The organism is Williamsia sp. (assembly GCF_016462415.1).
Classification (GTDB): domain Bacteria; phylum Actinomycetota; class Actinomycetes; order Mycobacteriales; family Mycobacteriaceae; genus Williamsia_A.
The window spans coordinates 16790-41802 of record NZ_JAEMTF010000031.1 but is presented as its reverse complement, the minus strand read 5'-3'; the positions used below and the strand labels follow the sequence as shown (position 1 = coordinate 41802).

The 25013-nt window shown below is 68.4% G+C and carries 25 protein-coding genes; 10 read left to right on the top strand and 15 right to left on the bottom strand.

Annotated features, from left to right (window positions below; translation table 11 throughout):
• The 3 genes from JHC79_RS10030 to JHC79_RS10020 form a co-directional block, all read left to right on the top strand.
• On the top strand, positions 1 to 1418 hold a 1418-nt coding region (locus JHC79_RS10030), incomplete at its 5' end, for an MFS transporter (protein ID WP_296390195.1).
• Positions 1419 to 1467: 49 nt separating this feature from the next.
• On the top strand, positions 1468 to 2385 hold the full coding sequence (locus tag JHC79_RS10025) for an ABC transporter substrate-binding protein (RefSeq protein ID WP_296390193.1): 918 nt from the start codon (positions 1468 to 1470) through the stop codon (positions 2383 to 2385).
• Positions 2386 to 2388: 3 nt separating this feature from the next.
• A complete protein-coding gene (locus tag JHC79_RS10020) occupies positions 2389 to 3372 on the top strand; it encodes an ornithine cyclodeaminase family protein (protein WP_296390191.1) in 984 nt (327 codons plus the stop codon).
• 75 nt (positions 3373 to 3447) lie between these two features.
• Here the strand turns inward: JHC79_RS10020 and JHC79_RS10015 are convergent, their stop codons facing one another.
• Positions 3448 to 3900: a VOC family protein gene (locus tag JHC79_RS10015; RefSeq protein WP_296390188.1), complete on the bottom strand. Its 453-nt coding sequence runs from the start codon at positions 3898 to 3900 to the stop codon at positions 3448 to 3450.
• Between the two features lie 57 nt (positions 3901 to 3957).
• On the bottom strand, positions 3958 to 5412 hold the full coding sequence (locus tag JHC79_RS10010) for an MFS transporter (protein WP_296390186.1): 1455 nt from the start codon (positions 5410 to 5412) through the stop codon (positions 3958 to 3960).
• Positions 5413 to 5482: 70 nt separating this feature from the next.
• Here JHC79_RS10010 and JHC79_RS10005 point away from each other — a divergent pair, with 70 nt between their 5' ends.
• Entirely contained in the window at positions 5483 to 6127 is a 645-nt protein-coding gene (locus JHC79_RS10005) for a TetR/AcrR family transcriptional regulator (RefSeq protein ID WP_296390184.1), read from the top strand.
• Here JHC79_RS10005 and JHC79_RS10000 read toward each other — a convergent pair whose 3' ends face one another.
• The 8 genes from JHC79_RS10000 to JHC79_RS09965 form a co-directional block, all read right to left on the bottom strand.
• Positions 6128 to 7111 carry a 2-hydroxyacid dehydrogenase gene (locus JHC79_RS10000; protein ID WP_296390203.1) on the bottom strand — a complete coding sequence of 328 codons (984 nt, stop codon included), beginning with the start codon at positions 7109 to 7111 and terminating at the stop codon, positions 6128 to 6130. It abuts the gene before it with no gap.
• 13 nt (positions 7112 to 7124) lie between these two features.
• Positions 7125 to 8480: an enolase C-terminal domain-like protein gene (locus JHC79_RS09995; protein WP_296390183.1), complete on the bottom strand. Its 1356-nt coding sequence runs from the start codon at positions 8478 to 8480 to the stop codon at positions 7125 to 7127.
• A gap of 28 nt (positions 8481 to 8508) precedes the next feature.
• Complete coding sequence (locus JHC79_RS09990) at positions 8509 to 9225, bottom strand: sulfite exporter TauE/SafE family protein (protein WP_296390181.1); 717 nt, start codon at positions 9223 to 9225, stop codon at positions 8509 to 8511.
• 22 nt (positions 9226 to 9247) lie between these two features.
• Positions 9248 to 10255: an oligopeptide/dipeptide ABC transporter ATP-binding protein gene (locus JHC79_RS09985; RefSeq protein WP_296390179.1), complete on the bottom strand. Its 1008-nt coding sequence runs from the start codon at positions 10253 to 10255 to the stop codon at positions 9248 to 9250.
• Positions 10248 to 11273, bottom strand: a complete 1026-nt coding sequence (locus JHC79_RS09980; RefSeq protein ID WP_296390177.1) for an ABC transporter ATP-binding protein — start codon at positions 11271 to 11273, stop codon at positions 10248 to 10250. Before JHC79_RS09980 ends, JHC79_RS09985 begins: the two co-directional genes overlap by 8 nt.
• On the bottom strand, positions 11270 to 12286 hold the full coding sequence (locus tag JHC79_RS09975) for an ABC transporter permease (RefSeq protein ID WP_296390175.1): 1017 nt from the start codon (positions 12284 to 12286) through the stop codon (positions 11270 to 11272). Before JHC79_RS09975 ends, JHC79_RS09980 begins: the two co-directional genes overlap by 4 nt.
• 8 nt (positions 12287 to 12294) lie before the next feature.
• Positions 12295 to 13221, bottom strand: coding sequence for an ABC transporter permease (locus tag JHC79_RS09970; RefSeq protein ID WP_296390172.1), 927 nt, complete (start codon positions 13219 to 13221; stop codon positions 12295 to 12297).
• Between the two features lie 92 nt (positions 13222 to 13313).
• Complete coding sequence (locus JHC79_RS09965; RefSeq protein ID WP_296390170.1) at positions 13314 to 14891, bottom strand: ABC transporter substrate-binding protein; 1578 nt, start codon at positions 14889 to 14891, stop codon at positions 13314 to 13316.
• Positions 14892 to 15265: 374 nt separating this feature from the next.
• On the opposite strand from JHC79_RS09965, the gene JHC79_RS09960 reads away from it, so the two are divergent.
• A complete protein-coding gene (locus JHC79_RS09960) occupies positions 15266 to 16288 on the top strand; it encodes a 2-hydroxyacid dehydrogenase (protein WP_296390168.1) in 1023 nt (340 codons plus the stop codon).
• Entirely contained in the window at positions 16285 to 16680 is a 396-nt protein-coding gene (locus tag JHC79_RS09955; RefSeq protein WP_296390166.1) for a universal stress protein, read from the top strand. Before JHC79_RS09960 ends, JHC79_RS09955 begins: the two co-directional genes overlap by 4 nt.
• A gap of 18 nt (positions 16681 to 16698) precedes the next feature.
• On the opposite strand, the gene JHC79_RS09950 is transcribed toward JHC79_RS09955, so the two are convergent.
• Positions 16699 to 17592, bottom strand: a complete 894-nt coding sequence (locus JHC79_RS09950) for a LysR substrate-binding domain-containing protein (RefSeq protein WP_296390164.1) — start codon at positions 17590 to 17592, stop codon at positions 16699 to 16701.
• 161 nt (positions 17593 to 17753) lie between these two features.
• On the opposite strand from JHC79_RS09950, the gene JHC79_RS09945 reads away from it, so the two are divergent.
• Genes JHC79_RS09945 through JHC79_RS09935 form a run of 3 tightly spaced genes read left to right on the top strand, consistent with a single transcriptional unit; the run spans position 17754 to position 19394 of the window.
• A complete protein-coding gene (locus JHC79_RS09945) occupies positions 17754 to 18347 on the top strand; it encodes a TetR/AcrR family transcriptional regulator (protein ID WP_296390162.1) in 594 nt (197 codons plus the stop codon).
• A complete protein-coding gene (locus JHC79_RS09940) occupies positions 18344 to 19069 on the top strand; it encodes a hypothetical protein (protein ID WP_296390160.1) in 726 nt (241 codons plus the stop codon). Before JHC79_RS09945 ends, JHC79_RS09940 begins: the two co-directional genes overlap by 4 nt.
• Entirely contained in the window at positions 18960 to 19394 is a 435-nt protein-coding gene (locus JHC79_RS09935; protein WP_296390157.1) for a GNAT family N-acetyltransferase, read from the top strand. The genes JHC79_RS09940 and JHC79_RS09935 overlap by 110 nt, the downstream gene beginning before the upstream one ends.
• 25 nt (positions 19395 to 19419) lie before the next feature.
• Here the strand turns inward: JHC79_RS09935 and JHC79_RS09930 are convergent, their stop codons facing one another.
• The 4 genes from JHC79_RS09930 to JHC79_RS09915 form a co-directional block, all read right to left on the bottom strand.
• Positions 19420 to 20688: a glucarate dehydratase family protein gene (locus tag JHC79_RS09930; protein ID WP_296390155.1), complete on the bottom strand. Its 1269-nt coding sequence runs from the start codon at positions 20686 to 20688 to the stop codon at positions 19420 to 19422.
• Positions 20688 to 21638: a 5-dehydro-4-deoxyglucarate dehydratase gene (locus JHC79_RS09925; RefSeq protein ID WP_296390152.1), complete on the bottom strand. Its 951-nt coding sequence runs from the start codon at positions 21636 to 21638 to the stop codon at positions 20688 to 20690. Before JHC79_RS09925 ends, JHC79_RS09930 begins: the two co-directional genes overlap by 1 nt.
• Before the next feature lie 28 nt (positions 21639 to 21666).
• Positions 21667 to 23265, bottom strand: coding sequence for an aldehyde dehydrogenase (NADP(+)) (locus tag JHC79_RS09920; RefSeq protein ID WP_296390151.1), 1599 nt, complete (start codon positions 23263 to 23265; stop codon positions 21667 to 21669).
• A gap of 177 nt (positions 23266 to 23442) precedes the next feature.
• Positions 23443 to 24519 carry an SDR family oxidoreductase gene (locus tag JHC79_RS09915; protein WP_296390149.1) on the bottom strand — a complete coding sequence of 359 codons (1077 nt, stop codon included), beginning with the start codon at positions 24517 to 24519 and terminating at the stop codon, positions 23443 to 23445.
• Between the two features lie 162 nt (positions 24520 to 24681).
• On the opposite strand from JHC79_RS09915, the gene JHC79_RS09910 reads away from it, so the two are divergent.
• The coding region (locus tag JHC79_RS09910; protein ID WP_296390147.1) for a nuclear transport factor 2 family protein at positions 24682 to 25013 on the top strand (332 nt) is incomplete at its 3' end.

Here is a 25013-nt window from a genome sequence, read left to right as displayed (position 1 = left end):
CCCGCATACCTCCCACCCCGCCCGCACAGGGCCTGACCGCGACGCTCGACAAGATCGGCTTCACCCGCGTCCAGGCCGCGGTCATCGCACTCCTGATGGCGGGACTCTTCTTCGACAGCCTCGAGCAGAACTCGACCGGCGCCATGGGCCCGCTCATCAAGGACTCCCTGGGTATCGGCAACGCCCAGCTGACGCTCATCAACACGGTCACCGTGGTGGGCGGACTCGTCGGCCGTCTCATCGGTGGATACATCGCCGACCGGTGGGGACGGCGGGTCGCGCTGAGCCTCAACCTCCTCGTCTACACGCTCGGTGGGCTGATCAGCGCCGCCGCTGCCAACTACGAGATGCTGCTGGCCAGTCGGTTCATCGTCGGGATCGGCCTGGGTGGCGAGTTCACCGTCGGCCTGGCGATCCTGGCCGAGGTGGTCGCCACACGCCATCGCGGTTCGCTGCTCGCCACGCTCAACATCTCCTCGGGCGGCATCGGCAACATCGCGTCCTTCGGCTTCTTCCTGCTCGTGCTCGGTCCGCTGGGCGGGGTACTCGGTGGCGACGACCACTCGTGGCGCTGGACCTACGTGATCCTCGCTCTCCCGGCGGTTCTGGTGGTCTTCTTCCGCCGGTACCTCCCCGAGTCACCGCGGTTCCTGCTGTCGAAGGGCCGGGTCGACGAGGCCAATCGCTCACTGACGCGCCTCGCCTCCGGTTCGATCTCCGGTCTGCGCGACCCCGGTCCGACCAAATCCTTCGTCACCGCCGAGGATGCTCTCCCGCACGTCAAGACCTCGTACGCCGAGGTGTTCAAGGGCCGCAACCTCCGTCGGACCGCTGCGATCGGTGCCGCGTCGTGGATGTCCTTCGGCGCCCAGGTGACCCTGCTGTTCCTGATGCCCATCCTGCTCGTCTCGCGGGGCTACTCGCTGTCGGACTCGTTGCTGTTCACCATGATCATGAACGTCGGCAGCCTGTTCGGCGCCTGCACGGCCTGCTACCTCGCCAGCCGGGTGCCGCGCCGCGTCACCGTGATGTCGGCCGCCGTCCTGGGCTGCATCGCCGCGATCGCCTTCGCGGTCTTCGCCCAGAACGTGGTCCTGATCCTGGTGTTGGGAGCCATCTTCCAGTTCTTCACGATGCTCCTCAACACCATGCTCTCGGTGTGGACACCCGAGCTGTTCCCCACGTCGATCCGCGCCATGGGCTCCTCGGTGGTCAACGGGATCGGCAACGTCGCCGGCGCCGTGATGCCCTTCGCCGCACTGTTCTTCTTCGACATCGCCGGCGTCGCCGGGGTGTTCTTCATGATCGCCGCGATGTACGGACTGCTCGTGGTCGCGGCCAAGTTCGGTCCCGAGACCTTCGGCAAGTCGTTGGAGGCCACCAGTGAGACCCCGGCGACCGTCCCCGTGGCCGCCTGAATCCATTCGCTCGCAACCCGTTCGACCCACCACAGAAAGTAGTGACGCAATGTCTCACCTGTCCATCTCCGCAACCGCACACGGGCTGAACTACCTGCCCGAGTACTACGCGGACCACGCCGGCCTCTTCGCCGACCGCGACCTCACGGTCCACGCGAAAGCATGCGACCCGTGGACCGGGGTGCTCGACGACCTCGCCGACGGAACGGCCGACGTCGCCCTCGGTGGCATCTGGGTCCCCGGCATGTACCACGGCACACCCCGCGAGCTGACTGTCTTCGCGCAGCTCAACCACCAGTTCCCCAAGGCACTGGTGACCCGGACAGAACAGACCACCGACTTCGAGTGGGCGTCGCTGACCGGGAAGACGGTGCTGGCCCCCGGCATCGGCGGCAGCGCGCCGTACGCCATCACCGCCGGGATGATGCGCGAGGCCGGCGTGGACTCGGCGGGCACCACCTTCCTCCGTGACCTGTCGACCCCGATGTTCGTGGAACTGTTCGAGAGCGGCCTGGGTGACGCGATCATCCTCGACATCACCACCGCGCAGTCCATGAACGACCGCGGAACCGGCCACATCGCCGTCGAGTACGCCGAGGTCGGCGGACTCGGACCGAACAGCGTGTACTACTGCCGCACCGACCGTTTCGACGAGCTCTCCGAGCGCCTGACCGCGTTCACGGCGGCTCTGAGCGACGGTATGGCCGCGGTCCGGCAGGCACCGGTGACCGAACTCGAACCGCTGCTGGCCGAGCACTGGCCGAACATGCCGCTCGCGACCCTCTCGGCGTCGTGCGCGCGTATCCAGCGCTCGCGTACATGGGACACGGTCCGGATCGACGGTCCCGCCACCGATCGATGGATGCGCATCCTTGCCGAGGAAGCCATGGTGCAGACCGCACCGTCGTTCGCCGACCTGGTGAACACCCGGATCGTCGACGCCGCCGAACTGGTAGCGGTCGGCTGAGAGATGACCCTGGTGTTGCGGCACTCCCACGTGGCCGCCCTGCTCGACCGTGTCGCGGTACTGGACGCGGTCGAGCAGGCCCATTCCGACCTGAACACCGGGGGTGCGCAGAACCCCCGCCCGATCTCGATGCACGCACCCGACGACGGCGCGGTCATCGGGATGGCGGCGGAACTGCGAACCGCGGAACTCGTTGCGGTCAAGGTCCTCTCGGATCTACCCGGTAACCCTGCCCACGGCCGTCCGCGACAACGGTCGACCATCGTGGTCACCTCCTCGGTCACCGGGGAGTGCATCGCCCTGATCGACGGTCGCGCGATCACCGCCATGCGGACCGCCGCGACGAGCGCCGTCGCCACCAAACACCTGGCGCGCGCCGATGCCTCGACGCTCGGATTCGTCGGCGCCGGCAATCTCGCCGTCGAACACGCACGCTCCATCGCACTGGTCCGGCCCATCGACCGCATCGTGGTCTGGTCCCGCTCGCCGCAGACGGTGGACGGGTTCCGCGAGAAGGTCGCCGACATGGGCATCCCCGTCGTCACCGCCGAGTCGGTTGATCGTGTTGCCGCACAGGCGGACATCGTCTGCACACTCACGCCGTCGGTGACACCGATCCTGTTCGGGGAGTCGCTCCGGTCGGGGATGCACGTCAACGCGGTCGGCGCCGCACCGCGACCCGACGAACGCGAGGTGGACAGTGCCGCGATGGCCCGATCCCGGATCGTCGTGGACAGCCGGGCCACCGCGCTCGCGAAATCCGGCGACGCAATGATGGCCATCGCCGGCGGTGCGATCACCGAGGCCGACATCGCCATCGAACTCGGCGACGTCATCTCCGGAAGGACCATCGGCCGTCGCGGGGATGACGACATCACCCTGTTCGACTCCACCGGGATAGGACTCCAGGACCTCGCCGCCGCAGCGCTGGTGATCGACCGAGCCCGTGCGACCGGCGTCGGCACCGACATCGACATGTCGGCCTGACGAAACGCCAGAAGCCGGCCGCCGTTCAGGGGATCTTGGTGATGACCCGACGCGGCCCGAGGACGCGGATGCGTTTCAGATCGCCTGGTGGCACACCGCTTCCAGGTTGATGCCATGTGGGTCGAGGACGAACGCGCCGTAGTAGTCGTCGTGATACTCGGTGTGCACCGATGGCGCGATCAACGACGTCGCCCCGGCATCAAGAGCTGCCCGATAGAAGGTCTCGACCTGCGCGCGGGTATCGACGGTGAACGCGAGATGCATGTTGGAGCCCACCTCTCCCTCGTCCACGAGCCAGAAGTAGGGCTTGACATCGGCGAGGCCGAACCCGGCCATACCGGGCTTGCCCTCCTCGTACCCGCCGGGTATCACCAGCATCTTGCTGATACCGATCGAAGCCAAGATGGGTTCGTAGAACTCCACCGCCGCGGCGAGATCCGGCACGGCAATGTTCAGGTGGTCGATTCTGGAGCCTGAGCGATCGGGCATGAGGGTCCTCTTTTCTGTGGCGGTGGTGAGTACGTGCATCACCGTCGCAGCAATCGCGGACACTGACGGTCCTCGATCGAACCCCCGGCAGAACCGCTACACCGGTTCGAGTACTTCGTGACGGTCGTGCGTGGTCAGCTTCGGTGACGAGACCACCAGTCCGGCGAACGCCGCGAGTGTCGCAGCGACCGCGCAGATGGTGAACAGGATCTGGTAGCCGCCCAGCGACGGCAGGGCCGCGCCACCGACGGTGACCGTCACCGCGGCCAACAGGCTTCCGCCGACCGCACTGGCCAGCGTGCTGCCCAACGACCTTGCGAGGGTGTTGATCCCGTTCGCCGCCGCCAGATCGGCAGCCGGGGTGTGCACGTTGATCAACGACGGCAACGACGCATAGGCGATGCCCGTGCCGGCGCCGACGATGGTGCTGCCCAGGATGATCTGCCACAGAGAGTCGGTCAGGATGATGCGCACGATGAGACCCGCGGCGATGATCAGTCCGCCGACGAACAGCACCCGACCGGGCCCCCATGCCTTCATCAGCCGGGCGGCGACCGGCGCCAACACCAGCATCAGCACGCCACTGGGCATGAGGCAGAGACCGGCGACCAGCACCGACGAGCCGAACCCGTACCCCGTCGCCTCCGGGGCCTGGACGTAGTTCGCGGTCCCCACGAAACTCGCGAACAGAGCGAAGCCGACGAAGATCGACGCGACGTTCGTGATCGCGACCGGCGGGTTGGACAACGCGCGCATGTCCACGAGCGGGTCGGGCGAACGCTTCTCGACGACGACGAGCAACGCCAGCAGCACCACCGAGGCGATCAGCAGACCGATCGTGGCCACCGAGCCCCATCCCCACGACGACCCCTGCGACAGCGGCAGCACCAGGCAGACCAGTCCCCCCACGAGCAGCACGATCCCGGGGAAGTCGATCGCACCGGGCCGCGCGCCGCTCGGGTTGCCGACGACCGTCAGCACCAACACGATGCTGGCGAGCGCTCCGACCGCACCGATCCAGTACAGCGCGTGGTAGTCGAAGTGCTCGGCGACGATGCCCGCGAGCGGCAGCCCCAGAGCGCCACCGACACCCAACATCGCGCTCACCAGAGCGACGGCCGATCCCTTGCGGGCTTCGGGCAGCACCGCCGACAACAGGCTGATGCCGAGCGGGATCGCAGCGCTGGACAGACCGGTGATGGCACGGCCGACGATCATGATGCGGATGTCGTCGGTCAGGGCGTCGATCACCGAGCCGACCAGCAGCGCACCGAGCGCCACGACCAGCATCAGGCGTCGTCCGTACATGTCGGCGAGTCGACCGATGACGGGTACCGCGGCCGCTCCGACCAGCAGGGTCGAGGTCAGCAGCCACTGCGCCTCGGTGGTCGACGCCCCGATGTCACGGGAGATCAGCGGCAGCACCGGCAGCACCAGCGTCTGGGCCAGCGCCGCCATCAGCGCCCCCAGACCGATCGCGATGATCTCCAGATTCGCCCGCCATCCCGACTCGGCGGTCACGCCGTCCGACACCCCTGATGTCTTCGTCATCCCACGACTCCCTCGCTAAGCAAACGCATGTTTACACATGAGGCTAGGCGCCTGTGGCATCCTGGTCAACATGCGTTTACATGAGTCGTCCGCGCCGACCCCTGGCGAACCGGCCGGTCGTGAACGCAACGCCGACGCCACCCGGGCCGACCTGCTCAGGGCGGCGAAGCGGCGTTTCACCGTCTACGGCTACGAACGGACCACGGTGCGCGAGATAGCTGCCGACGCGGGCGCGAACGTGTCGCTGATCAACCGCTACTTCGGCTCGAAGGACGGGTTGCTCGCGGCGGTGCTGGCCGAGACGGCGCACGTGCTCGACGGCCGACCCGCCGAGGGGGCCGCGCACCCGGAAACCGTCATCGACGATCTGCTCGCGGGCCTGCACCCCGACGCCTGGCCGGAGTTCGGACACCAGAACCCTCTGCTGTTGCTGCTCCGGGATCCGGCCGGCGATGCGGCCACCGCGGATCTGCGGCGACGCACCCTGACCGCGGTCGTGCACCGTTTCGCGGCGGACCTCGACGGCGACGACATGGACGACGAGGAGGCCCGACTACGCGGAGCGCTGTTGTTCGCGTTGATGACCGGCGTCGCGTCACTGCATTCGGCGATGCCGGACAACGTCTTCGGCGACACCGATTCACCGTTGCTGCGTCGGCTGCTCACCGAGGCCGCCGCGGCAATCACCGACCCGCACCGCCGCGGGCAGGCCTGATCAGCCGCGCGGGTACACCACGCGCAGCAACTTCTCGCCGTCGGCGAGGCGCGTGATGTTGTCGGTGATGTCGCCGACGCGGCCGACGAAGGTGTCGCGGGTGACGCCCGACGAGTGCGGGGTCATCACCAGATTCGGCAGTTCGGAGAACGGGAGTTCCGACGGTCGTCCCACTCCGTCCGGTGACGGATAGTCGTACCAGACGTCGACGGCCGCCGCGGCGATGACGTTGTCCGACAACGCTTGGTAGAGCGCGTGCTCGTCGATCAGAGGACCGCGCCCGACGTTGATCAACACCCCGGCGGACCCGATCCGCGTCAGCTCGTCTCGCCCGATCATCCCGCGGGTGCGCTCGTTCAACGGCGCCGACACCACGACCACGTCCGACTCGTCGAGCAGCCGGGCCAGCGCTCCGGTGTCGCCGACCCAGGCCAGTCCGTGCTCATCGGCGTCCACCGACCCGCTGCCGGTCACCGCGCATCCGGTGGCCCCGAGGGCCCGCAGCACCGACCAGCTCTGCGCACCGATGTGCCCGAAGCCCACGAATCCGATTCGCGCGTCGCGCAGGGTCCGCGGCTGGTCGATGGTGTCGTCGTAGACCGAGGTCGCCCAGATCCCCTGCCGCAGAGCGGCGTCCTGGGTCAGGAACCCGCGTCGGAGCAGGATCGCCGTGGCGACGATGTACTCGGCGATCGAACCCTCGTGGTGAAAGGTGTTCGCCACCTGGGTCGTCGACGAGACGTCGGACAGGCTGACGTTGTCGTATCCGGCTCCCGCGACGTGGATCAGTCGTAGTCGCCCCGCCGCGGCGGCCATGGCGGCGGTGAACTTCCCGCCGGCGTAGACGTCCGCATCGGGCAGGTCGGCGATGACGGCCTGTTCGCCGAACACCGGATGCCATGACACCGACGCGCCGTCCGGCAGTCGCGACTCGAACAACTCGCGGTGCGGGAACAGGTTCCGGTCACCGACGACGATCTTCAGATCCCCCACCGGTTCAGCTGCGGACCAGCGCGGGCCGCTTGCTGTCGAACGTCCACTCCGGGATGAGGAACTGCATCCCGACCGAGTCGTCGCGGGAGCCGAGGCCCTCGGCGCGGTACAGCTCGTGCGCCTCCTCCACCCGATCCATGTCCAGAGTGACCCCGAGTCCGGGTGCGTCCGGCACGCTCAGCGCACCGTCGACGATCTGGTACGGGTCGGTGGTGATGCGCTGGCCGTCCTGCCAGATCCAGTGGGTGTCGATGGCGGTGATGGTGCCGGGCGCGGCGGCGGCCACCTGGGTGAACATCGCCAGCGACACGTCGAAGTGGTTGTTGGAGTGCGACCCCCACGTGAGTCCCCATGCATCGCACAGCTGCGCGACGCGCACCGAGCCGGCCATCGTCCAGAAGTGCGGATCGGCCAGCGGGATGTCGACTGCGCCGGAACGGATGGTGTGACCGAGTTCGCGCCAGTCGGTGGCGATCATGTTCGTCGCGGTGGACAGGCCGGTGGCGCGCTTGAACTCGCTCATCACCTCGCGTCCGGAGAACCCGCCCTCGGGTCCGACCGGATCCTCGGCGTAGGCGAGGACGTCGCGCAGCTGCCTGCCGATCCGGACGGCCTCGTCGAGCAACCACCCCCCGTTGGGGTCGAGCGTGATCCGGGCCTCGGGGAACCGCTGCGCGAGCGCGGTGACGGTGGCCGCCTCCTCGTCGGGAGCGAGAACGCCTCCCTTGAGTTTGAAGTCGGCGAAGCCATACTTGCGTTGCGCGGCCTCGGCCAACGCGACCACGGCGTCGGGGGTGATCGCCTCCTGGTGACGCAGTCGTGACCAGTCGTCGGTCTCGCCGGAGCCGTCCGCGTAGTCCAGCGACGTCCTCGTGCGATCACCCACGAAGAACAGGTAGCCGAGCACCGGCACCGTCGCGCGCTGCTGTCCCTCGCCCAGCAGGGCCGCGACGGGGACCCCGAGGTGTTGGCCGAGCAGATCGAGCAACGCCGACTCCAGGGCGGTGACCGCGTGGATCGTCACCCGCTGGTCGAAGGTCTGGGCGCCGCGGCCGCCGGCGTCACGACCGGCGAAGGTGCGGCGGACGAGGCCGAGGATCTCGTTGTACGAACCGACACCGCGTCCGACGACGAGATCGCGGGAGTCCTCGAGCGTGGCCCGGATCGGCTCGCCTCCGGGCACCTCACCGACACCGACGTGTCCGTGCGAGTCGGTCAGGATCACCAGGTTCCGGGTGAAGAACGGCGCGTGGGCGCCCGAGAGGTTCAGCAGCATGCTGTCGCGGCCCGCGATCGGGACCACACGCATCGCGGTGACCACCGGTGCGTCGTTGCCGTGCGGGTGGGTGGCGGTGGACATGGTCAACCTTTCGAGAGGGGGTGGGATGTCAGACGAATTGCTGGGCGATGAGGAGGATGGCGCCTGCCGACGACATCGCGATCGACGCCCGTCGCAGGCGGGGTGGGTCGAGGAACCGATTGACGACGAGTGAGGCGACGTACCCGAGCACGGTGGGCACGATCAGCAGGAGCGATGCGTCGACCATCTCGCGATGGATCGCCCCCGTCGCGGCCAGTGCGAGGAGCGACATGAGGGAACCGACGAGGAAGAAGGCGCTCATGTTCCCGCGGAGTCGCGCTCCCTCGCTGCCCTGGAGCACCAACGCCATCGGGGGACCACCGATCGAGGTGGCCGTTCCCAGCAGGCCCGACGCGGCGCCGGCCGCCGCCAGGTTCCGGCGTCGTGGGATCGGCGCCCATCCGATGCTCGCCGAGATCACCCCACCGAGGACGACCGCACCGAGCAGCAGCGCGAGTCCCCGATCGGGCAACCACAGCAGCAGCAGGGCCCCGGCCACCGTTCCCGGCACCCGGCCCACCAGCGCCCACCCGGTGCCGCGCAGGTCCAGACTGGCGCGCTCGCGGACGACCACGAGGAACGTCACCACGGTCGCCGACATGATCAGCGTGCCCGGGATCAACGACGGGTCGAACAGGGCGACCACCGGCGCCGCGAGCATCCCGATCCCGAACCCGATCGAGGCCTGCATGCAGGAGGCGGCGCAGACCACGACCGCGATGACGGCGAACGCGAGCGGGCTCACCGGTGATGCTCATCGCGCACCCTCACGCGCCGACGGCGGTCAACGCGAGGTCGACGGTGCCGCGGGGGTGGTAGCACTCGGCGACGTGCCCGGCGCTGGACTCGTCGACCGCCACGGGCGGCAACGCGGTCGCGCAGACGTCGGTCGCATGCATGCACCGGGTACGGAATCGACAGCCCGACGGCGGGTTCAGCGGTGAGGGCACCTCGCCCTCGAGGATGATCCGCTCCCGCTTGGTGGTCTGGTCCAGAGTCGGGGCGGCCGACAGCAGGGCTTCGGTGTACGGATGCGCAGGCCGGTCGAACACCGCCTCGGTGGCTCCGGTCTCGACGATCCGGCCGAGGTACATCACCGCGACCCGGTCGGCGACGTGACGCACCACCGACAGATCGTGGGAGATGAAGATGTAGGAGATGCCGAGTTCCTGCTGCAGCTCGTTGAGCAGGTTGAGCACCTGGGCCTGCACCGAGAGGTCCAGTGCGGACACGGGTTCGTCGCAGATGATGACCTCGGGGTTGAGCGCGAGGGCCCGCGCGATCCCGAGACGCTGCCGCTGTCCGCCGGAGAACTCCTGCGGGGTGCGGCTCTCATCACTCGGGCGCAGCCCGACCATGTGCAGCAGCTCGCGGACCCGGGCGGCACGGTCGCGTTTCGAGGCGTACAGCGTCTTGTGGGTTCGCCACGGTTCGCTGATGATGTCGCCTGCGGTCATCCGGGCGTTGAGAGAGGCGTAGGGGTCCTGGAAGACCATCTGCACCCGACGTCGCAACGCGAGCATGTCCTTGCCCTTCTGCACGAACGGATCGGCGCCGCCCCACGACACGGTGCCCGCGTCGGGACGCTCGAGCATCATCAGGGTGCGGGCGAGAGTGGACTTGCCGCAACCGGATTCGCCGACCAGGCCGAGGGTCTCGCCACGCGCCAGGTCCAGGGTGATCCCGTCGAGGGCCCGCAGTCGGTTGTGACCGGACTTGCCGGGCACCGCGAACGTCTTGCTGACCTCGCGGACCTGCAGCACCGACTCAGACATGGGAGACCTCCTGCGAGAAATGGCATGCGGCGCGACGTCCGTCGCCGACCGATTCGAGCGGTGGACGCTGGGTCCGGCAGATCTCCGAGGCCAGCGGGCAGCGGTCCTGGTAGACGCAGCCGGAGGGCACCGACCGCAGATCCGGTGGGGTACCACCGATGGACTTGAGGTCGGCTCCGCGTTCGGCGCCGACGGGCACCGAGTCCAGCAGCCCCTTGGTGTACGGATGCCGCGGATCGGTGAACACCTCTGCGACCGGCCCGGATTCGACGACGTTGCCCGCGTACATGATCACGACGCGGTCGGCCTGCTCGGCAACGAGGGCGAGGTCGTGGGTGATCAGGACGACGGCCATGTCGTGTTCGGCGCGCAGCTTCGCCAGCAGCGACATGATCTGCGCCTGCACGGTGACGTCGAGTGCGGTCGTCGGCTCGTCGGCGAGCAGCACGGTCGGGCTCAGGGCCACGGCCATCGCGATCAGCAGTCGCTGGCGCATCCCGCCGGAGAACTGGTGCGGGTAGGAGTCGAGGCGGGACTCCGGCTCCGGGATCCCGACGTGGCGCATGAGCTCGATGGCCTCGCGGCGCGCGGCCCGTGCCGACATCTTGCGATGGATGCGGAAGGGCTCGGCCAGTTGGGTTCCCACGGTGTACACCGGGTTCAGCGCGGTCAGCGCGTCCTGGAAGACGATGGCGAGTTCGGTGCCGGCCATGGCCCGTCGGGTGCGCTTGCTCGCGGTGACCAGGTCGACGTCACCGAGCCGCACCGACCCCTCGCAGATGTCGGCGATCGGGTCGAGCAGGCCGACGAGCGCCTGCGCGGTCATCGACTTCCCACACCCGGATTCACCGAGCAGGGCCAGGGTCTCACCGCGGCGCGCGACGAACGAGACGTGGTCGACGGCCCGCAGCGTGCCCGTCGGTGTGCGCAGGTCGACGGTCAGATCGCGGACGTTGAGGGCGACCCGATCGTCGTCGGCGTCGTGCTGGATCGGGAGGTCGACGGTGGTGGTGCTCATGCCTTGCCCTTTCGCGAGACGAGCTGGGTGACGAACTGCGAGGCCGAACGTCGCGGTCGGGGGGTGGTCAGTCGCCACCGCTGACCGGGGTCGGTCGCGATGCGCGCCCAGGCCGCGAGGATGGTGGCCGAGACGGTGGTGACGACGATCGCGACGCCGGGGAAGAACGAGAGCCACCACGCGGTCTGCAGGTACGTCCGGCCCTGCGAGACCATCAGGCCCCAGCTGATGTCGGGCGGCTGGATGCCGATGCCCAGGAAGCTCAGCGACGACTCGGCGAGCATGACGTAGCAGAAGTCGAGGGTGGCGACGGTGAGCAGTGTCGGGAGCAGGATCGGGAAGACGTGCCTGCGGATGATCGAGCCGCTGCCTGCTCCGAATGTCCTTGCCGCGTCGACGAACACCCGGCTCTGCAGCTCGGCGGACTCGGCGCGGGCGGTGCGCAGGTAGATCGGGATGCGGGTGATCGCGAGGACGGCGACGATGTTGGCCGCGCTCGGTGAGAAGACGTAGAGCACCACGACGGCGAGCAGCAACGACGGGAAGCTCATGATGACGTCGGCGATGCGCATGGCCGTCGTCTCCCGCCAACCCCGGTGGTAGCCGGCCCACATACCGATGATCGACCCGACGATGCAGGAGATGATCACCGCCGGCAGCGACACCATCATCGTCGTCTGGCACGCGACGATGAGACGGGCCAACATGCTGCGGCCCAACGGATCGGTGCCCAGGATGTTCATGAAGCCGGTGTCGAGGGAGAACGGCGCGAGGTTCGAGCGGTCGAGGTTCTGCTCGGTGGCCCGGCTGCCCACGATCATCGGACCGAAGGCGGCCACGAGCAGGACGAACCCGAGGACCGCCGCGGCCACGGTGGCCATCTTGTCGCGGAGCAGCAGTTTCCACAGCGGGAAATCGTTGGACGGGACCGCGCCGGTGGCGACGGTGTCGCCCGCGGGATCGGTGGGCAGGAGCGGGGATTGGCCCGCGAGGGGGTCGGTGACGATGGACATGAGTTCTCCTAGACCGTGACCTTCTCGCGGACACGCGCGTCGAGCAGCGCGTATCCGGCGTCGATGGCGATGTTGAGCACGAAGATGCTGACCGCGGTGAGAAGGACGGCCGCCTGCAGCACCGCGAAATCGCGTTGCAGGATGGAGTCGATCATCAGCTTGCCGATGCCGGGCCATCCGAAGATCGCCTCGACGATCACCGCGCCGTTCACCAGTCCGACGGTGAGGTCACCGGCGACGGTGAGGGCCGGCGCGGCGGCGTTGCGCAGTGCGTGGTGGGTGACGATGCGCAGGTCACCCGCACCTTTGCTGCGTGCGAGTTTCACGTACGGGGCGGACAGCGCGGACACCATCGCGCCGCGCACCACCTGGGTGAGCACACCGAGCGGTCGGATCATCAGGGTGGCGATGGGCAGGACCCAGGCCAGCGTGCTGCCGGTGCCCGAGGTGGGCAGCCATCCGAGGACGACGGAGAAGATCCAGATGCCGGTGATGGCGAACCAGAAGTCCGGGACGCTCGCGGCGGTCATCGACAGCAGGCTGGAGATGCGGTCGGCAAGCGAGTTGGGCCGGTAGGCGGCCCAGCATCCGAGGATCACCGATCCGAGTACGGCCAGCAGCATCGTGACGAAGGCCAACTGGAGTGTGGCCGGGAAGGCGTTGAGCGCCATGGACGCTGCGGACTGGCCGGTCTTGAGCGACTCGCCGAAGTCGAGATGGACGACGCCGGAGAGGTAGTCGAGCATCTGCTGCCAGACCGGCTTGTCCAGACCGTTCTCCGCCGCGAACTCGGCGCGCTGGTCGGGGGTCGCCGAGACCGGCAGGTAGAGGTTGGTCGGGTCGCCGGTCAGCCGTGCAAGGAGGAACACACCGAACAGGACGACGAGCAGAGGGATGAGGCTGGTGTACATGCGCCGGCGCAGGAAGGTGAACACCGGTCACCACCTCGTCGTGGTCGTGGAGCGTGTCATGGCGGTTTCCTCGGGTGGTGGGCTGGCTGTGTCGAAAGGGGCTGTTGCGCAGGTGTCTAGGCGTTGTTCTGCTGGGTGGCATGTGTCATCTCGGCCAGGCGCATCTCGTCGCCGGTCGCCGAGTTCGGCTGATAGGACACCGACGGGGACAGGGCGAGCACCGCCTGCATGTGTGCGATGTAGGCGTACTGACGGATCTCGGCCGGCTCGTAGGCGAGCACCTGCTCCATCGCGGCCTGACGGGCGTCCCCGGTTTTCGCCTCCGCGGCCTTGATCTCGTCGTCGTAGTCGGTTGTTCCGTAGCTGCTCTGGTACCCCTCGCTGAGCATGTACTGATCGACGGTGAACTGGGTGTCTCCGGCCTGGTTGCCGTGCTGGATCATCAGCAGCACCGGGCCCGCCTTCGGGAACGGACGGATCTGGTACTGCATCTGGCCGGAGGTGTCCATCATCTCGATCTTGACGTTGAGACCGATCTTGCTCAGCGAGTTCTGGATGACCTCCACGACCTCGTTGATCTTCGGGAACTGGCCGGTACGGGCGATGAGCCGGATCTGTTTGCCGACCGGGACGCCGTCGGCCTTGGCCTGTGCGACGAGCTCCGATGCCTTCGCGAGATCGTAGGAGGTCGGGCGGAGCGCATCGTTGTATCCGACGATGCCCTTGGCGACCAGCTCCGCGGCCGGCGTACCCAGTCCCTGGAACAGGGCCTTGACGATGCCGGTGCGGTTGATGGAGTGGTCGATGGCCTCGCGGACCCGGATGTCGTCGAGCGGGGGTTCGGTGGCCTGCATCCGCAGTGCCGTGGTCTCGTTGTTCGTGTAGGCCACCCCGAGATCGCCGGCTCCGTCCTCGGGTCCGAGGGAGGTGGCCAGGTCGGCCTCGTCGTTGGTGACCATCGCTGCGCGGACGCTGCCCTCGGTGCGCCACTGATAGATCGCCCGGGTGTATTCGGGTTTCGTACCACCGAAGTTGGGGTTGGCCTTGAGTGCGAGCTTCTGACCGGCGTCCCAGTAGTCGACCATGTACGGGCCGGTGCCGATCGGGATGCGGACCTTGTCGGTCGAGTCGGTGGTCCGCGGGACCATCTCGATGAACGAGACCCGGAGCGGCAGAATGGGGTCGGCGATCGGAGTCGTGATCTCGACGGTCGCGGGGTCGACGGCGGTGACCGTCAGCTTGCTGTCGTCGAAGACGTATCCGTTGACGTCGCAGGCGATGGACGCGTCGAGGGTGCGGTTGATGGAGAAGGCCGCATCGGTGGCGTCGAAGGTCGCGCCGTTGCTGAACTGGACCCCGGGCCGGATGGCGAAGCGCCACGTCGTCGGGGTCACCTGCTCCCACGAATCGGCCAGCTTCGGTTCGAGATCACCGGTTCCCGGGTTCCGCTCGACGAGCGGCTCGGTGATGTTGGAGCGGACCACGACACCGGTGGAGGTGAGTGAGGCGTCGCACGGCTCGAGGGTCGGCGGCTCCTGCGGGAGGACGATGCGCAGCGTGTTCGGGCTGGCCGCATCACTGCTCGTCGTGTTCGCGACCGAACATCCGGCGGAGACCACCGCGAGGGCCGCGGCCACGAGTCCTGCCGCCAGGGCGCGGCGTCGGCCGGCGGGCAGCAAACCTGCAGCGTGCATGGGTTCCTCCGAGAGAATGAAGTTCGCGGAGCTCCGCGAGAAGTCACCGCGTTGTGACGGTAGCCACACGCTAGGAGCGGCCTGAGGGGGCGTCAACCGGACGAAACGGCCATCAGCAGCGGTTTTAGGGCTGTGGCGCCCCTCACATCGGTTGCATCTGAGAGGCGTGGATCACCTCGAAAACCCTCTGACCATGCGGTTCGCCGCACCATCAGACGAACCGGCCGGGCACTGCGCAGTCATCCATGCGCTTTCGGTATCAGTTCATGCTATTTCAGAGTTGGACAGGTATTCCTGGTCGCATTTAGCGTGGTCCCATCGGTGGCGAGACCCCGCGTGGGTCGATGGTGCCATCACCACGAGGAGGAGCCCAGATGACCAACGCAACGGCACCCGGTCGCGATGACCTGAAATCGGTTACAGCACAGCGGGTCACCGCCGGGACCGTTCTCCAGGTCGGCCCCCTCAAACCATCCCTCTCGGCGACACTGGCCTCCGAGTGGTCCGCGGCGACCCTGCCGACCGGCCCCGAACGGGCCGGTTTCCTCGCCGAGCACGGCCCGGCGGTCACCGCCGTGGTGACGTCCGGTCGCACGGGCGTCGACGCCGACCTCATGGCAGCGCTGCCCCACCTGGGCGCGATCGTCCACTTCGGCGTCGGATACGACACCACCGACGTCGAGCGGGCCCGGGAACTGGGCATCGGCGTCAGCAACACCCCCGACGTCCTCACCGACTGCGTCGCCGACACCGCCGTCGGACTGCTCATCGACACCCTTCGAGGGTTCTCCGCCGCCGACCGGTACGTCCGGGCCGGCCGCTGGGTGTCCGAGGGCAACGTCCCGTTGACCCGCAAGGTCTCCGGGCGTCGTGTGGGGATCATCGGGCTGGGCCGGATCGGGTCGGCCATCGCGACCCGCCTCGAGGCCTTCCGCTGCGACATCGCCTATTTCAACCGCAATCAGGTCCCCGACTCCCCTTACCGCTATGTCCCCTCGGCTGTCGAACTCGCGGCGTCGGTGGACGTACTGATCGTCGCCGCGGCGGGCGGCGCGGGAACCCGCCACCTGGTCGGTCGTGACGTGCTCGAGGCCCTGGGCCCCGACGGATACCTGATCAACGTCGCCCGCGGCAGCGTCGTCGACGAACAGGCACTGGTGGAATTGCTGGGCAACGGGGGTCTGGCCGGCGCCGGGCTCGACGTGTTCACCGCCGAACCAGAGGTCCCCGCGGCCCTGCTCGCGGCCGACAACGTCGTCCTGCTGCCCCACGTCGGCAGCGGAACCGTCGAGACGCGTGCGGCGATGGAGGCCCTGACGCTGCGCAACCTCGCCGAGTACCTGGAGTCCGGCACGTTGACCACGGCCGTCGTCGAGCCCGGTCGGGCCGTTCGATGAGCGTCGTGTTGAGTTACGTACCCACACCCGAGGGGCGGGGTGCCCTCCCGTTCGGCTTCGCCGAGGCCAAGATGCGCTCGACGACGTTGCTGGTGATCGCCGACGGCGACTCCGCGACGGCGCCCGCGTTCGCCGCGGATCTTCAGTCGGCCCGCGAGGACGCCGATGCGCTCGGGGTCACCCATGAGGTGCTCGACAACGACCCGTCGCTGGCCCACGCCGACCGACTCATCGACGCGTCGTTCGACGACGACGTCGACCTGCTCGTGATCGGCATCCGCCGCCGATCGCCGGTCGGGAAGCTGTTCACCGGCAGTGGGATGCAGCGCGTTCTTCTCGACGCACAGTGTCCGGTGACGGCGGTCAAACCGCCTGTGCGCGCGGCCGTCTGACACCAGATCAGCGGCGGATCAGATCCACTCTCGCGCGGGCAGGACGTCGCTCATCAACCGCAGCAGCGCCGGATTCGTGTTGTCGGCGCGCCACGCCGCGTTCATCTGCACCGGCCGGTCGCGGACCGCGGTCACCTGCTTGAACACCACCCCGTCGGGGTGCATGGTCATGGCCGACTCCGGGACGAGCGCCATCCCGATGCCCGAGCGCACCAGCACCAGCATCGTGTGCACCTGGGTGACGTACTGGACGTAGCGTGGCGAGGCCCCGACCGCGGTGAACGTGCTGATCAGCAGCTCGTTGAAGTAGCGGGCGTCGACCGGGGAGTACATGATCACCGGCTGGTCGTCGAAGTCCTCGATCGCGAGGTGCTCTGCATCGGCGAGTGGATGGTCCTCCGGCAGAGCTGCGACGAGGCGTTCGTGGTGGATCGGCCGGGTCGCGATGCCCGGACGGGTCATGATGGGGCGCACCAGGCCGAGATCGAGCTCACCGCGGGACAGCGCCTCGATCTGCGCCGACGAGACCATTTCGCGCAGAAGTAATTTCACGTCCGGCAGCGTCGCGCGCGCCGCGTCGAGCAGGCGCGGCAGGATCGCGTGCGCCGATGCCCCGGTGAAACCGATGATGACGCTGCCCAGGTCGCCGGCGGGAACCCGACGGACGGTGAGCACGGCACTCTCGGAGAGTCGGACGATATGGCGCGCATCGGGCAGGAACGCGGCCCCGGCGGCGGTCAGCGTCACCGACCGGCTCGTACGGTCGATCAGCTGCACACCCAGCTCGTTCTCCAGTTGTTGGATCTGTCTGCTCAGCGGCGGCTGGGTCATGTGCAGACGTTCGGCGGCGCGACCGAAATGCAGTTCTTCGGCCACGGCGATGAAGCAGGTCAGGCGAGGTAGCGAGAACATCGATTCACTCCTGGTATGGCACACCCGATCGGATGGCCGTTGCCTGAATCAAGCTACTACGGCATGTCTGACCACTCACCACACCCCGACGATGGCCGGTAACATCTGTTACGGCATTTCGTAACGGATGTTACGAGGGATCGGAGGGGAGGTGACGTGAGATGACCGCAGACGCCGCTGACGCACGCCACCGTGTCTCTCGCGCGGTGTGGGACACCGTCGCGGAGCTCGGGATCGAGGCGACGACCGTCCGCGCGGTCGCGGCACGCGCGGACTGCACCACCGGCCTGATCATGCACCGCTTCGGGTCGAGGTCGGCGATGCTGGTCCATGCCCGAGAAACCCTCTTCGAGCGGACCGCGGCAAGAGCGGACGGTGTCGACGCGGCCCGCGACGCCACTCCGGCGCAGCATCTGCTCGCTGTCGTCTCCTCGGTGCTACCACTCGACGAGGAACGGACGGTGGAGACCCGCATCTTCATCGGCTTCGCCGCGGCATCGATTGCCGACGCCGAGTTGCGGGCGGTGCACGTGCGCAACACTCGGCAGTGGCTGACGCGCATCACGGGCCTGGTGGCTGATCTGCATCCACACATCACCGTCACGGACGCCGGCGACCACGCCCGGGAGATCGTCACGGCTGTCGAGGGGGTCGCGGTGCTCGCCGCACTCGACAGCACGATGTATCCGCCTGCGACGCAGGAGCAATTGGTGCGTCGGACGGTCGCTGACGTCGTCGACCGGATCTCGGCGTGATCGACCCCGGATTCGCGCTGCTCGGTGCCGCCCTGTCGATGCTGGGCAGTTCCTGGTACGCCGTGCTCACCCTGCGTGGCGTCGTGCGACCCAACCGGGTCACGTGGTTCCTGTGGGCGGCCGCGCCCGGCATCGCGTTCGGAGCGCAGATCGGTGACGGCGTCGGACTGCCCGCGGTCACCACACTCGCGGTCGGTCTGGGGCCGTTGCTGATCCTCTGCGCGTCGTTCGCGAATCGCTCGAGCTACTGGCGGGTGAGCGGTTTCGATCTGTCGTGCGGTGTGGTCGCCGCGGTGGCTCTGCTTGCGTGGCTGGCGCTCGACGATCCCGTCCTGGCCGTGCTCACCGCGCTCGCCGCCGACGCGATCGGGGGTGTTCCCACCGTGGTCAAGGCCTGGCGGCATCCGGACACCGAGCGCCCCATCGTCTACCTGCTCGCCGCTGCCAACGGCACGCTCGCTCTGCTGAGCCTGTCGGCGTACGACGTCACCACCGTCGCGTTCCCGGTCTATCTGATCCTTCTCGGGATCACCATGTGCGCCATCGTGTCGCGACGCGGACGCCGGTCGCGAGCACTCGACGACTCCACTCCTCCGACGGAACGGATCCCCGATGAACACCGTCCACCACGCTCCGCTCGCCCTGGTCGACCAGCACGCCCTCTACCGCATCATGGCGTTGCGGGTCGCGGTGTTCGTCCACGAGCAGCGGATCGTCGATGAGATCGAACTCGACGGCGCGGATCTCGCGCCGACGACCGAACTGTTCTGGATGCAGGACGAGGACGGCGAGGTGACCGCCACTCTCCGTGTCCTCGTCGAGGATGCGGTGCACATCGGACGAGTCGCGACGGCGGCAGACGCGCGGGGTCGCGGCCACGCCGGACGACTGCTCACCGCTGCGCTGCAGGCGTACCCGGGCGCTGTCGAGATCTCCGCGCAGGCGCATCTCGAGGCGTGGTACGGCCGCTACGGCTTCGTCCGGGCAGGTGAGAACTACCTCGACGCCGGAATCCCCCACGTCCGCATGCTCCGGACGCCGCGGTAGCGCGACCGTCGAGTTCGGACGCCCCTCACCATCGGGGGCTGGAGTTCACGAATCCCGGTTCCACGGACTGCATGTATCCGGTGTCGTCACGATCGCGGATCCCGCAGTCCAGATACTGCTGGTGCAGCGTCGCCAGCGCGTCCTCGTCGATCTCGACGCCGAGGCCTGCGGTGGTCGGGACGGCCACGGAGCCGTCGCGGATGCCCAGTACGCCCGGGCGGATCACGTCCTCGTCCTTCCAGGGCCAGTGGGTGTCGCACGCGTAGGTGAGATTCGGCGTGGCGGCCGCGAGGTGGACCATCGCCGCGAGGCTGATGCCCAGATGCGAGTTCGAGTGCATCGACAACCCCAGACCGAAGGTGTCGCAGATGCCTGCCAGCAGCCGTGATCGCTGCAGGCCGCCCCAGTAGTGGTGATCGGACAGCACGACGGCCACGGAGTTCTTGCGGACCGAGGGCTCGAGGTGGTCGAAGGCGACGACACACATGTTGGTGGCCAGCGGCATCTTCGCCTCGGCGGCGACCGCGGCCATGCCGTCGAGGCCCGGTGTCGGGTCCTCGAGGTATTCGACGATGCCGTCGAGTTCGGCGGCCACCCAGACCGAGGTGTCCACCGTCCAGGCAGCGTTGGGATCAAGGCGCAGTGGTAGTTCGGGGAACTCCGCTCGCAGGGCCTTGATCGCCGCGACCTCCTCGGCGGGCGGGAGGACGCCACCCTTGAGCTTGATCGCGGTGAAGCCGTAGGTGTCGATCATCGTGCGGGCCTGCCGGACCAGTCCGGCCGGATCGAGCGCCTCACCCCAGCGGTCGGGCTCGGCACCGGGGTGGCCGGCCCATTTGTAGAACAGATAGGCGCTGAACGGTACCGACGCCCGCACCGCCCCTCCGAGCAGATCGGAGACCGGGCGGTCGAGGACACGGCCGGCCGCGTCGAGGCACGCCACCTCGAACGGTGAGAACACGCGGTCGGTCGTGCTCGCCGTGGTGATCATGCCGGCCACGCCGTCCCCGCCGGTGACCGCGAGGGTGTCGAGCACGGTGTCGATGCGCGCCCGGATCTCGTTGAGGGCGAACACGTCCAGGCCCACGATGGCCTCGGCCGCGGCCTCGAGCCGGAGAAGGTGAGCGGTGTCGGCGTAGGTCTCGCCGAGGCCCACCACACCGGAGTCGGTCCTCAGCTGGATGATCGCGCGGAGTGCGAACGGCTGGTGGACACCGACGGTGTTGAGCAGCGGCGGATCGGCGAACGCGACCGGGGTGATGTCCACCCCGGTGATGATCGATGTGGCCACCATCAGACCGCGGCCCGATCGGCCAGGGAATCCGCCGCCATCGATCCGGCCAGCACCGATCGGCCTGCGGCGGTGATGTTCGCGAGTTCGCGCTGGTGCGCGGGTGCGAGCTCGACGAGCGGGGCGCGCACCGGTCCGGCGTCGAGGCCCTCCATCGTCACGCCGTACTTCACCAGCGAGACCGCGTATCCCGGGACGAGGTTGCGCAGGCGGACCAGCGGGTGGAAGAACTCCCGTAGGAGCGCGTCGGTGAGCTCGGTGTCCTCGCGCTCGAGCGAGGAGTAGAAGGCCAGCGCGATCTCCGGTGCGAACGCGAACGTCGCCGACGAGTACAGCGTGACCCCGATGGCCCGGTAGGCCTGCTGGGTGATCTCCGCGGTCGGCAGACCGTTGAAGAACAGGAAGTCCTTGCCGGTCGGTGCGAGCGCGGCCTTCACGGCCACGACGATGCGCGCCACGTTGTCGAGATCGCCGGTGCCGTCCTTGAACCCGATCACCGTGGGCAGTTGCGCCACCTCGACCGCCGAGGCCTCGTCGAAGATCGCGTTGCTGCGGTTGTAGACGATGAGCGGGAGGTCGGTGACGGACGCGACCGCGCGGGTGTACTCGACGAGCCCGGCCTGGGGCATCGTGACGAGGTAGGGCGGCAGCAACAGGATGCCGTCGGCTCCGTTGCTCTTCGCACTGGCGGCGAACTCCTTGGCCTGGACGAGCGATCCGCCGGCACCGGCGAACACCGGCACGCGACCGGCCACGACCTCGACGGCACGGGCGACGATCCGGCCGTACTCGCCCAGTCCCAGTGCGTGGAACTCACCGGTGCCGCAGGCGATGAAGACGCCTCCGGGGCCGGCGGCCACTCCGCGCTCGACATGCTGGGCGAGGCGGTCGTAGTCGACCTCGCCGGTGGCGGTGAATGGGGTCACCGGGAAGAACAGGACTCCGTCGAGCATGGGGGTCTCCTCGAATTCGTTGGGGTGGTCAGTCTCTGGTCAGTTCGCCGTCGACGCGGCGCCAGAGGTTGTCGGGGTTGCCGTCGGCGATCGCGGACGGCAGCAGGGATGGCGGCACGTCCTGGTACGCGACGGGCCGCAGGAAGCGCTCGATGGCACGTGATCCCACCGAGGTGCTCCGCGAGTCCGATGTCGCGGGTGCGGGGCCGCCGTGCACCATGGCGTGACCGACCTCGACGCCGGTGGGCCAGCCGCCGAACAGGATTCGACCGGCTTTCAGTTCGAGGGTCTCCAGAAGTCCGCCTGCGACGTCGAGATCGGTGTCGTCGGCGTGCACGGTCGCGGTCAGCTGGCCTTCCAGCGCGGCGGTGACCGCCAGCACCTGCTCGGCGTCACGGCACCGCACCACCAGACCGGACGCGCCGAACACCTCCTGCTGCAACACCGTCGAGTCGAGGAAGGTCTGCGCATCGGTGCGCAGCAGCGCTGCGCGACACCGGTTGGGCGCGTCCGATTCGGCCCCCCGCCCGACGATCGTCGCATCCTGGGCGGCCGCGGCGACACCGTCGGCGTAGCTCGTGGCGATGTTCGGCGTCAGCATGGGGGTCGGCTCGGTCGCGGCGAGCGCAGCGCTCGCCGCGGAGACGAAGTCGTCGAGTCCGGCGCCGTCGACGGCGATGACCAGGCCGGGGTTGGTGCAGAACTGACCCGAGCCCAACGTCAGGGATGCGGCGAACGCCGTCCCCAGATCGGCGCCCCGTGATGCGAGCGCACCGGGCAGCGGGAAGACGGGGTTGATCGAGCTCATCTCGGCGTAGACGGGGATCGGCTCGGGACGTGCGGCCGCGGCGGCCACGAGTGCCGTTCCACCCGACCGTGATCCGGTGAAGCCGACCGCCTTGATGTGCGGGTCGGTGACGAGTGCGGTTCCCAACGAGCGGCCCGAGCCGAACAGCAGCGAGAACGTCCCGGCGGGCATACCGGTCGTCTCGACGGCCGCGGCGATGGCTCTACCGACCAGTTCCGAGGTCCCCGGATGCGCGTCGTGCGCCTTGACGACCACCGGACATCCGGCGGCGAGGGCCGAGGCCGTGTCGCCGCCGGCCACCGAGAACGCCAGCGGGAAATTGCTGGCCCCGAACACCGCGACCGGCCCCAGGGGGATCTTGCGCTGGCGGATGTCGCTGCGCGGCAACGGGGTCCGCGACGGCATGGCGGGATCGATCCGCGCGCCGTTCCAGCTCCCCTCCCGCAGCACCGACGCGAACATCCGCAGCTGTCCTGCGGTCCGCCCGACCTCGCCGGTGATCCGGGCGACGGGCAGACCCGACTCCGCGCAGGCGCGGCTGATCAGGGTCTCGCCGAGGCCCTCGATGTTCGACGCGATCGTCTCGAGGAAATCCGCGCGCGCCGCCGAGGTGGTGGCGCGGTACGGACCGAACGCGGCCGCGGCGGCCGACGTGGACGCGCGGACGTCGTCGATGTCGCCGTGCGCGTATCCGGGTTCGAGCGTCTGGTCCGTGGCCGGGTCGATACCGCGGACGACGTCACCGGTACCGGTGACGAAGTCGCCCGCGATGATCATCTGACCGGTCAGTGCGCCGATCCTGTCGACCGTTGCTGTCATGAGTCGCGTCCTGCCGTCGGAGTGCTTGGTGGACGACCCCGGTCACTCCCCGAGTTCGGAAGAGTGACCTGGGTCATGCCGACGACGCTAGGGGCGCGACTTATTCATGTCCAAGTCAAATATTGCGTCCGGTGATGCACACATTGAATCGACGCTGCGTACCGCGCGATCCCCGGATCAGGGGATGATCTTGGCCTCGCGGTACTGCTCGACCGCGGACGCGAAGCTGTCGGGCGTCGAACGGAAACCGAGGAACCCGGCCTTGCGACTCTTGGTCATGTCGGTGAGGCATTCGATGTCGCGGCCGAGATCGCTGTCGGTGTGCCACCACGACGCCAGACGGTTCACGTCGGACTCGACGAGGTCGTACTTCTCCGCGATCGCCCGCCACTCCGACTCGGCCGAGTCCATCCGCCCGTCGAGCGGCCGGGCCTCGCCGTCGAACCCGACCGGCTCGATGTCGAAATGCGCGGCCACCTGCGGCCACAGCCAGCGCCACCGGAACACGTCACCGTTGGCGATGTTGAACGCCTCGTCGCGGCCCTCGGCCGCGGTGGACGCCCAGACCATCTGCTCGGCGAGCAGGTTGGCGTCGGTGACGTCGACCAGCCCGTTCCACTGGGTCTTCGAGCCGGGGAAGACGAACGGACGCCCACTCTCCTTGCACAGGGTGGCGTACACCGACAGCGTCAACGCCATGTTCATGGCGTTGCCGACGGCGAACCCGAAGATGGTGTGCGCCCGGTGGACACTCCAGGTGAAGCCCATCCGCTCGGCCGCGGCGAAGAGCTCGTCCTCCTGCGCGTAGTAGAAGTTCTTGTTGTCCAGGCGTGGCTCGGACTCGTGGAACGGGGTCTCGGCCATCACCGCGGTGCCGTAGTCCTCGAACGGTCCGAGGTAGTGCTTGAGCCCGGTCATCAGTGCGACGTGTCGGACCGAGCGCTGCGGCTCGAGCGCGGCGAAGACGTTGCGCAGGATCTCGCTGTTGACCCGGATGTTCTCGTCCTCGCTGTCCTGCTTCATCCACGCGGTGAGGAACACCGCCTCGGGTGCGATCCCACGCAACCGCTCGGTGAGCTGATCGGGATCGAGCAGGTCGGCCTGCACGGCGGTGACGCCGTCGACGGGCAGGGACTGCTGACGGGACAGTCCGTGGACGTCCCATCCGTCGGCGACGAGCTGACGACAGATGGTCTGTCCGGAGATTCCGGTGGCGCCGACGACCAGCGCGACGCCGGGGGTACTACGTGTCATGGGTGACCTCTCGAGTCGAGCAGCCCCTGGCTTGACTGCGATGTGTTCTCTCGGGGTGCAGCGCTCGGCGACCCGGATTCGTTCCGCCGATCGGTGGCGTCGGCGGCTCCGGTGCTGCGAAGCTCGAGTCGAACCCACCCCGTCCGCGATCGGAGAACGCCGTTGCATGCCTTCCGCCAGGCCGTCGAGGCCCGAGACCACGCCGCCATCGAAGAACTCCTCGCCGACGACGTCGTGTTCACCAGCCCGGTGGCGTTCAAGCCCTATCCGGGCAAGGCGATCACCGCCGCGATCCTGCGGGCAGTGATGCGGGTCTTCGACGACTTCACCTACGTCCGGGAGATCGACGACGAGGGGGGCACGGACCACGCGCTGCTGTTCACGGCCACCGTGGGCGGGAAATCGATCAACGGGTGCGACTTCCTCCACGTCGACGCCGACGGACTCATCGACGACTTCATGGTCATGGTCCGGCCGCTGTCGGCGGCCAACGC

What these genes read in the sequence shown, in the direction of transcription:
- JHC79_RS09965 (WP_296390170.1), bottom strand. Translation starts at nt 14,891, where the DNA reads ATGCACGCTGCAGGTTTGCTGCCCGCCGGCCGACGCCGCGCCCTGGCG.
- JHC79_RS10010 (WP_296390186.1), bottom strand. Translation starts at nt 5,412, where the DNA reads ATGACGAAGACATCAGGGGTGTCGGACGGCGTGACCGCCGAGTCGGGA.
- JHC79_RS10020 (WP_296390191.1), top strand. Translation starts at nt 2,389, where the DNA reads ATGACCCTGGTGTTGCGGCACTCCCACGTGGCCGCCCTGCTCGACCGT.
- JHC79_RS09995 (WP_296390183.1), bottom strand. Translation starts at nt 8,480, where the DNA reads ATGTCCACCGCCACCCACCCGCACGGCAACGACGCACCGGTGGTCACC.
- JHC79_RS09945 (WP_296390162.1), top strand. Translation starts at nt 17,754, where the DNA reads ATGACCGCAGACGCCGCTGACGCACGCCACCGTGTCTCTCGCGCGGTG.
- JHC79_RS09935 (WP_296390157.1), top strand. Translation starts at nt 18,960, where the DNA reads ATGAACACCGTCCACCACGCTCCGCTCGCCCTGGTCGACCAGCACGCC.
- JHC79_RS09960 (WP_296390168.1), top strand. Translation starts at nt 15,266, where the DNA reads ATGACCAACGCAACGGCACCCGGTCGCGATGACCTGAAATCGGTTACA.
- JHC79_RS09980 (WP_296390177.1), bottom strand. Translation starts at nt 11,273, where the DNA reads ATGAGCACCACCACCGTCGACCTCCCGATCCAGCACGACGCCGACGAC.
- JHC79_RS10015 (WP_296390188.1), bottom strand. Translation starts at nt 3,900, where the DNA reads ATGCACGTACTCACCACCGCCACAGAAAAGAGGACCCTCATGCCCGAT.
- JHC79_RS09975 (WP_296390175.1), bottom strand. Translation starts at nt 12,286, where the DNA reads ATGTCCATCGTCACCGACCCCCTCGCGGGCCAATCCCCGCTCCTGCCC.
- JHC79_RS10005 (WP_296390184.1), top strand. Translation starts at nt 5,483, where the DNA reads ATGCGTTTACATGAGTCGTCCGCGCCGACCCCTGGCGAACCGGCCGGT.
- JHC79_RS09985 (WP_296390179.1), bottom strand. Translation starts at nt 10,255, where the DNA reads ATGTCTGAGTCGGTGCTGCAGGTCCGCGAGGTCAGCAAGACGTTCGCG.
- JHC79_RS09925 (WP_296390152.1), bottom strand. Translation starts at nt 21,638, where the DNA reads ATGCTCGACGGAGTCCTGTTCTTCCCGGTGACCCCATTCACCGCCACC.
- JHC79_RS09950 (WP_296390164.1), bottom strand. Translation starts at nt 17,592, where the DNA reads ATGTTCTCGCTACCTCGCCTGACCTGCTTCATCGCCGTGGCCGAAGAA.
- JHC79_RS09920 (WP_296390151.1), bottom strand. Translation starts at nt 23,265, where the DNA reads ATGACAGCAACGGTCGACAGGATCGGCGCACTGACCGGTCAGATGATC.
- JHC79_RS09930 (WP_296390155.1), bottom strand. Translation starts at nt 20,688, where the DNA reads ATGGTGGCCACATCGATCATCACCGGGGTGGACATCACCCCGGTCGCG.
- JHC79_RS09955 (WP_296390166.1), top strand. Translation starts at nt 16,285, where the DNA reads ATGAGCGTCGTGTTGAGTTACGTACCCACACCCGAGGGGCGGGGTGCC.
- JHC79_RS10025 (WP_296390193.1), top strand. Translation starts at nt 1,468, where the DNA reads ATGTCTCACCTGTCCATCTCCGCAACCGCACACGGGCTGAACTACCTG.
- JHC79_RS09915 (WP_296390149.1), bottom strand. Translation starts at nt 24,519, where the DNA reads ATGACACGTAGTACCCCCGGCGTCGCGCTGGTCGTCGGCGCCACCGGA.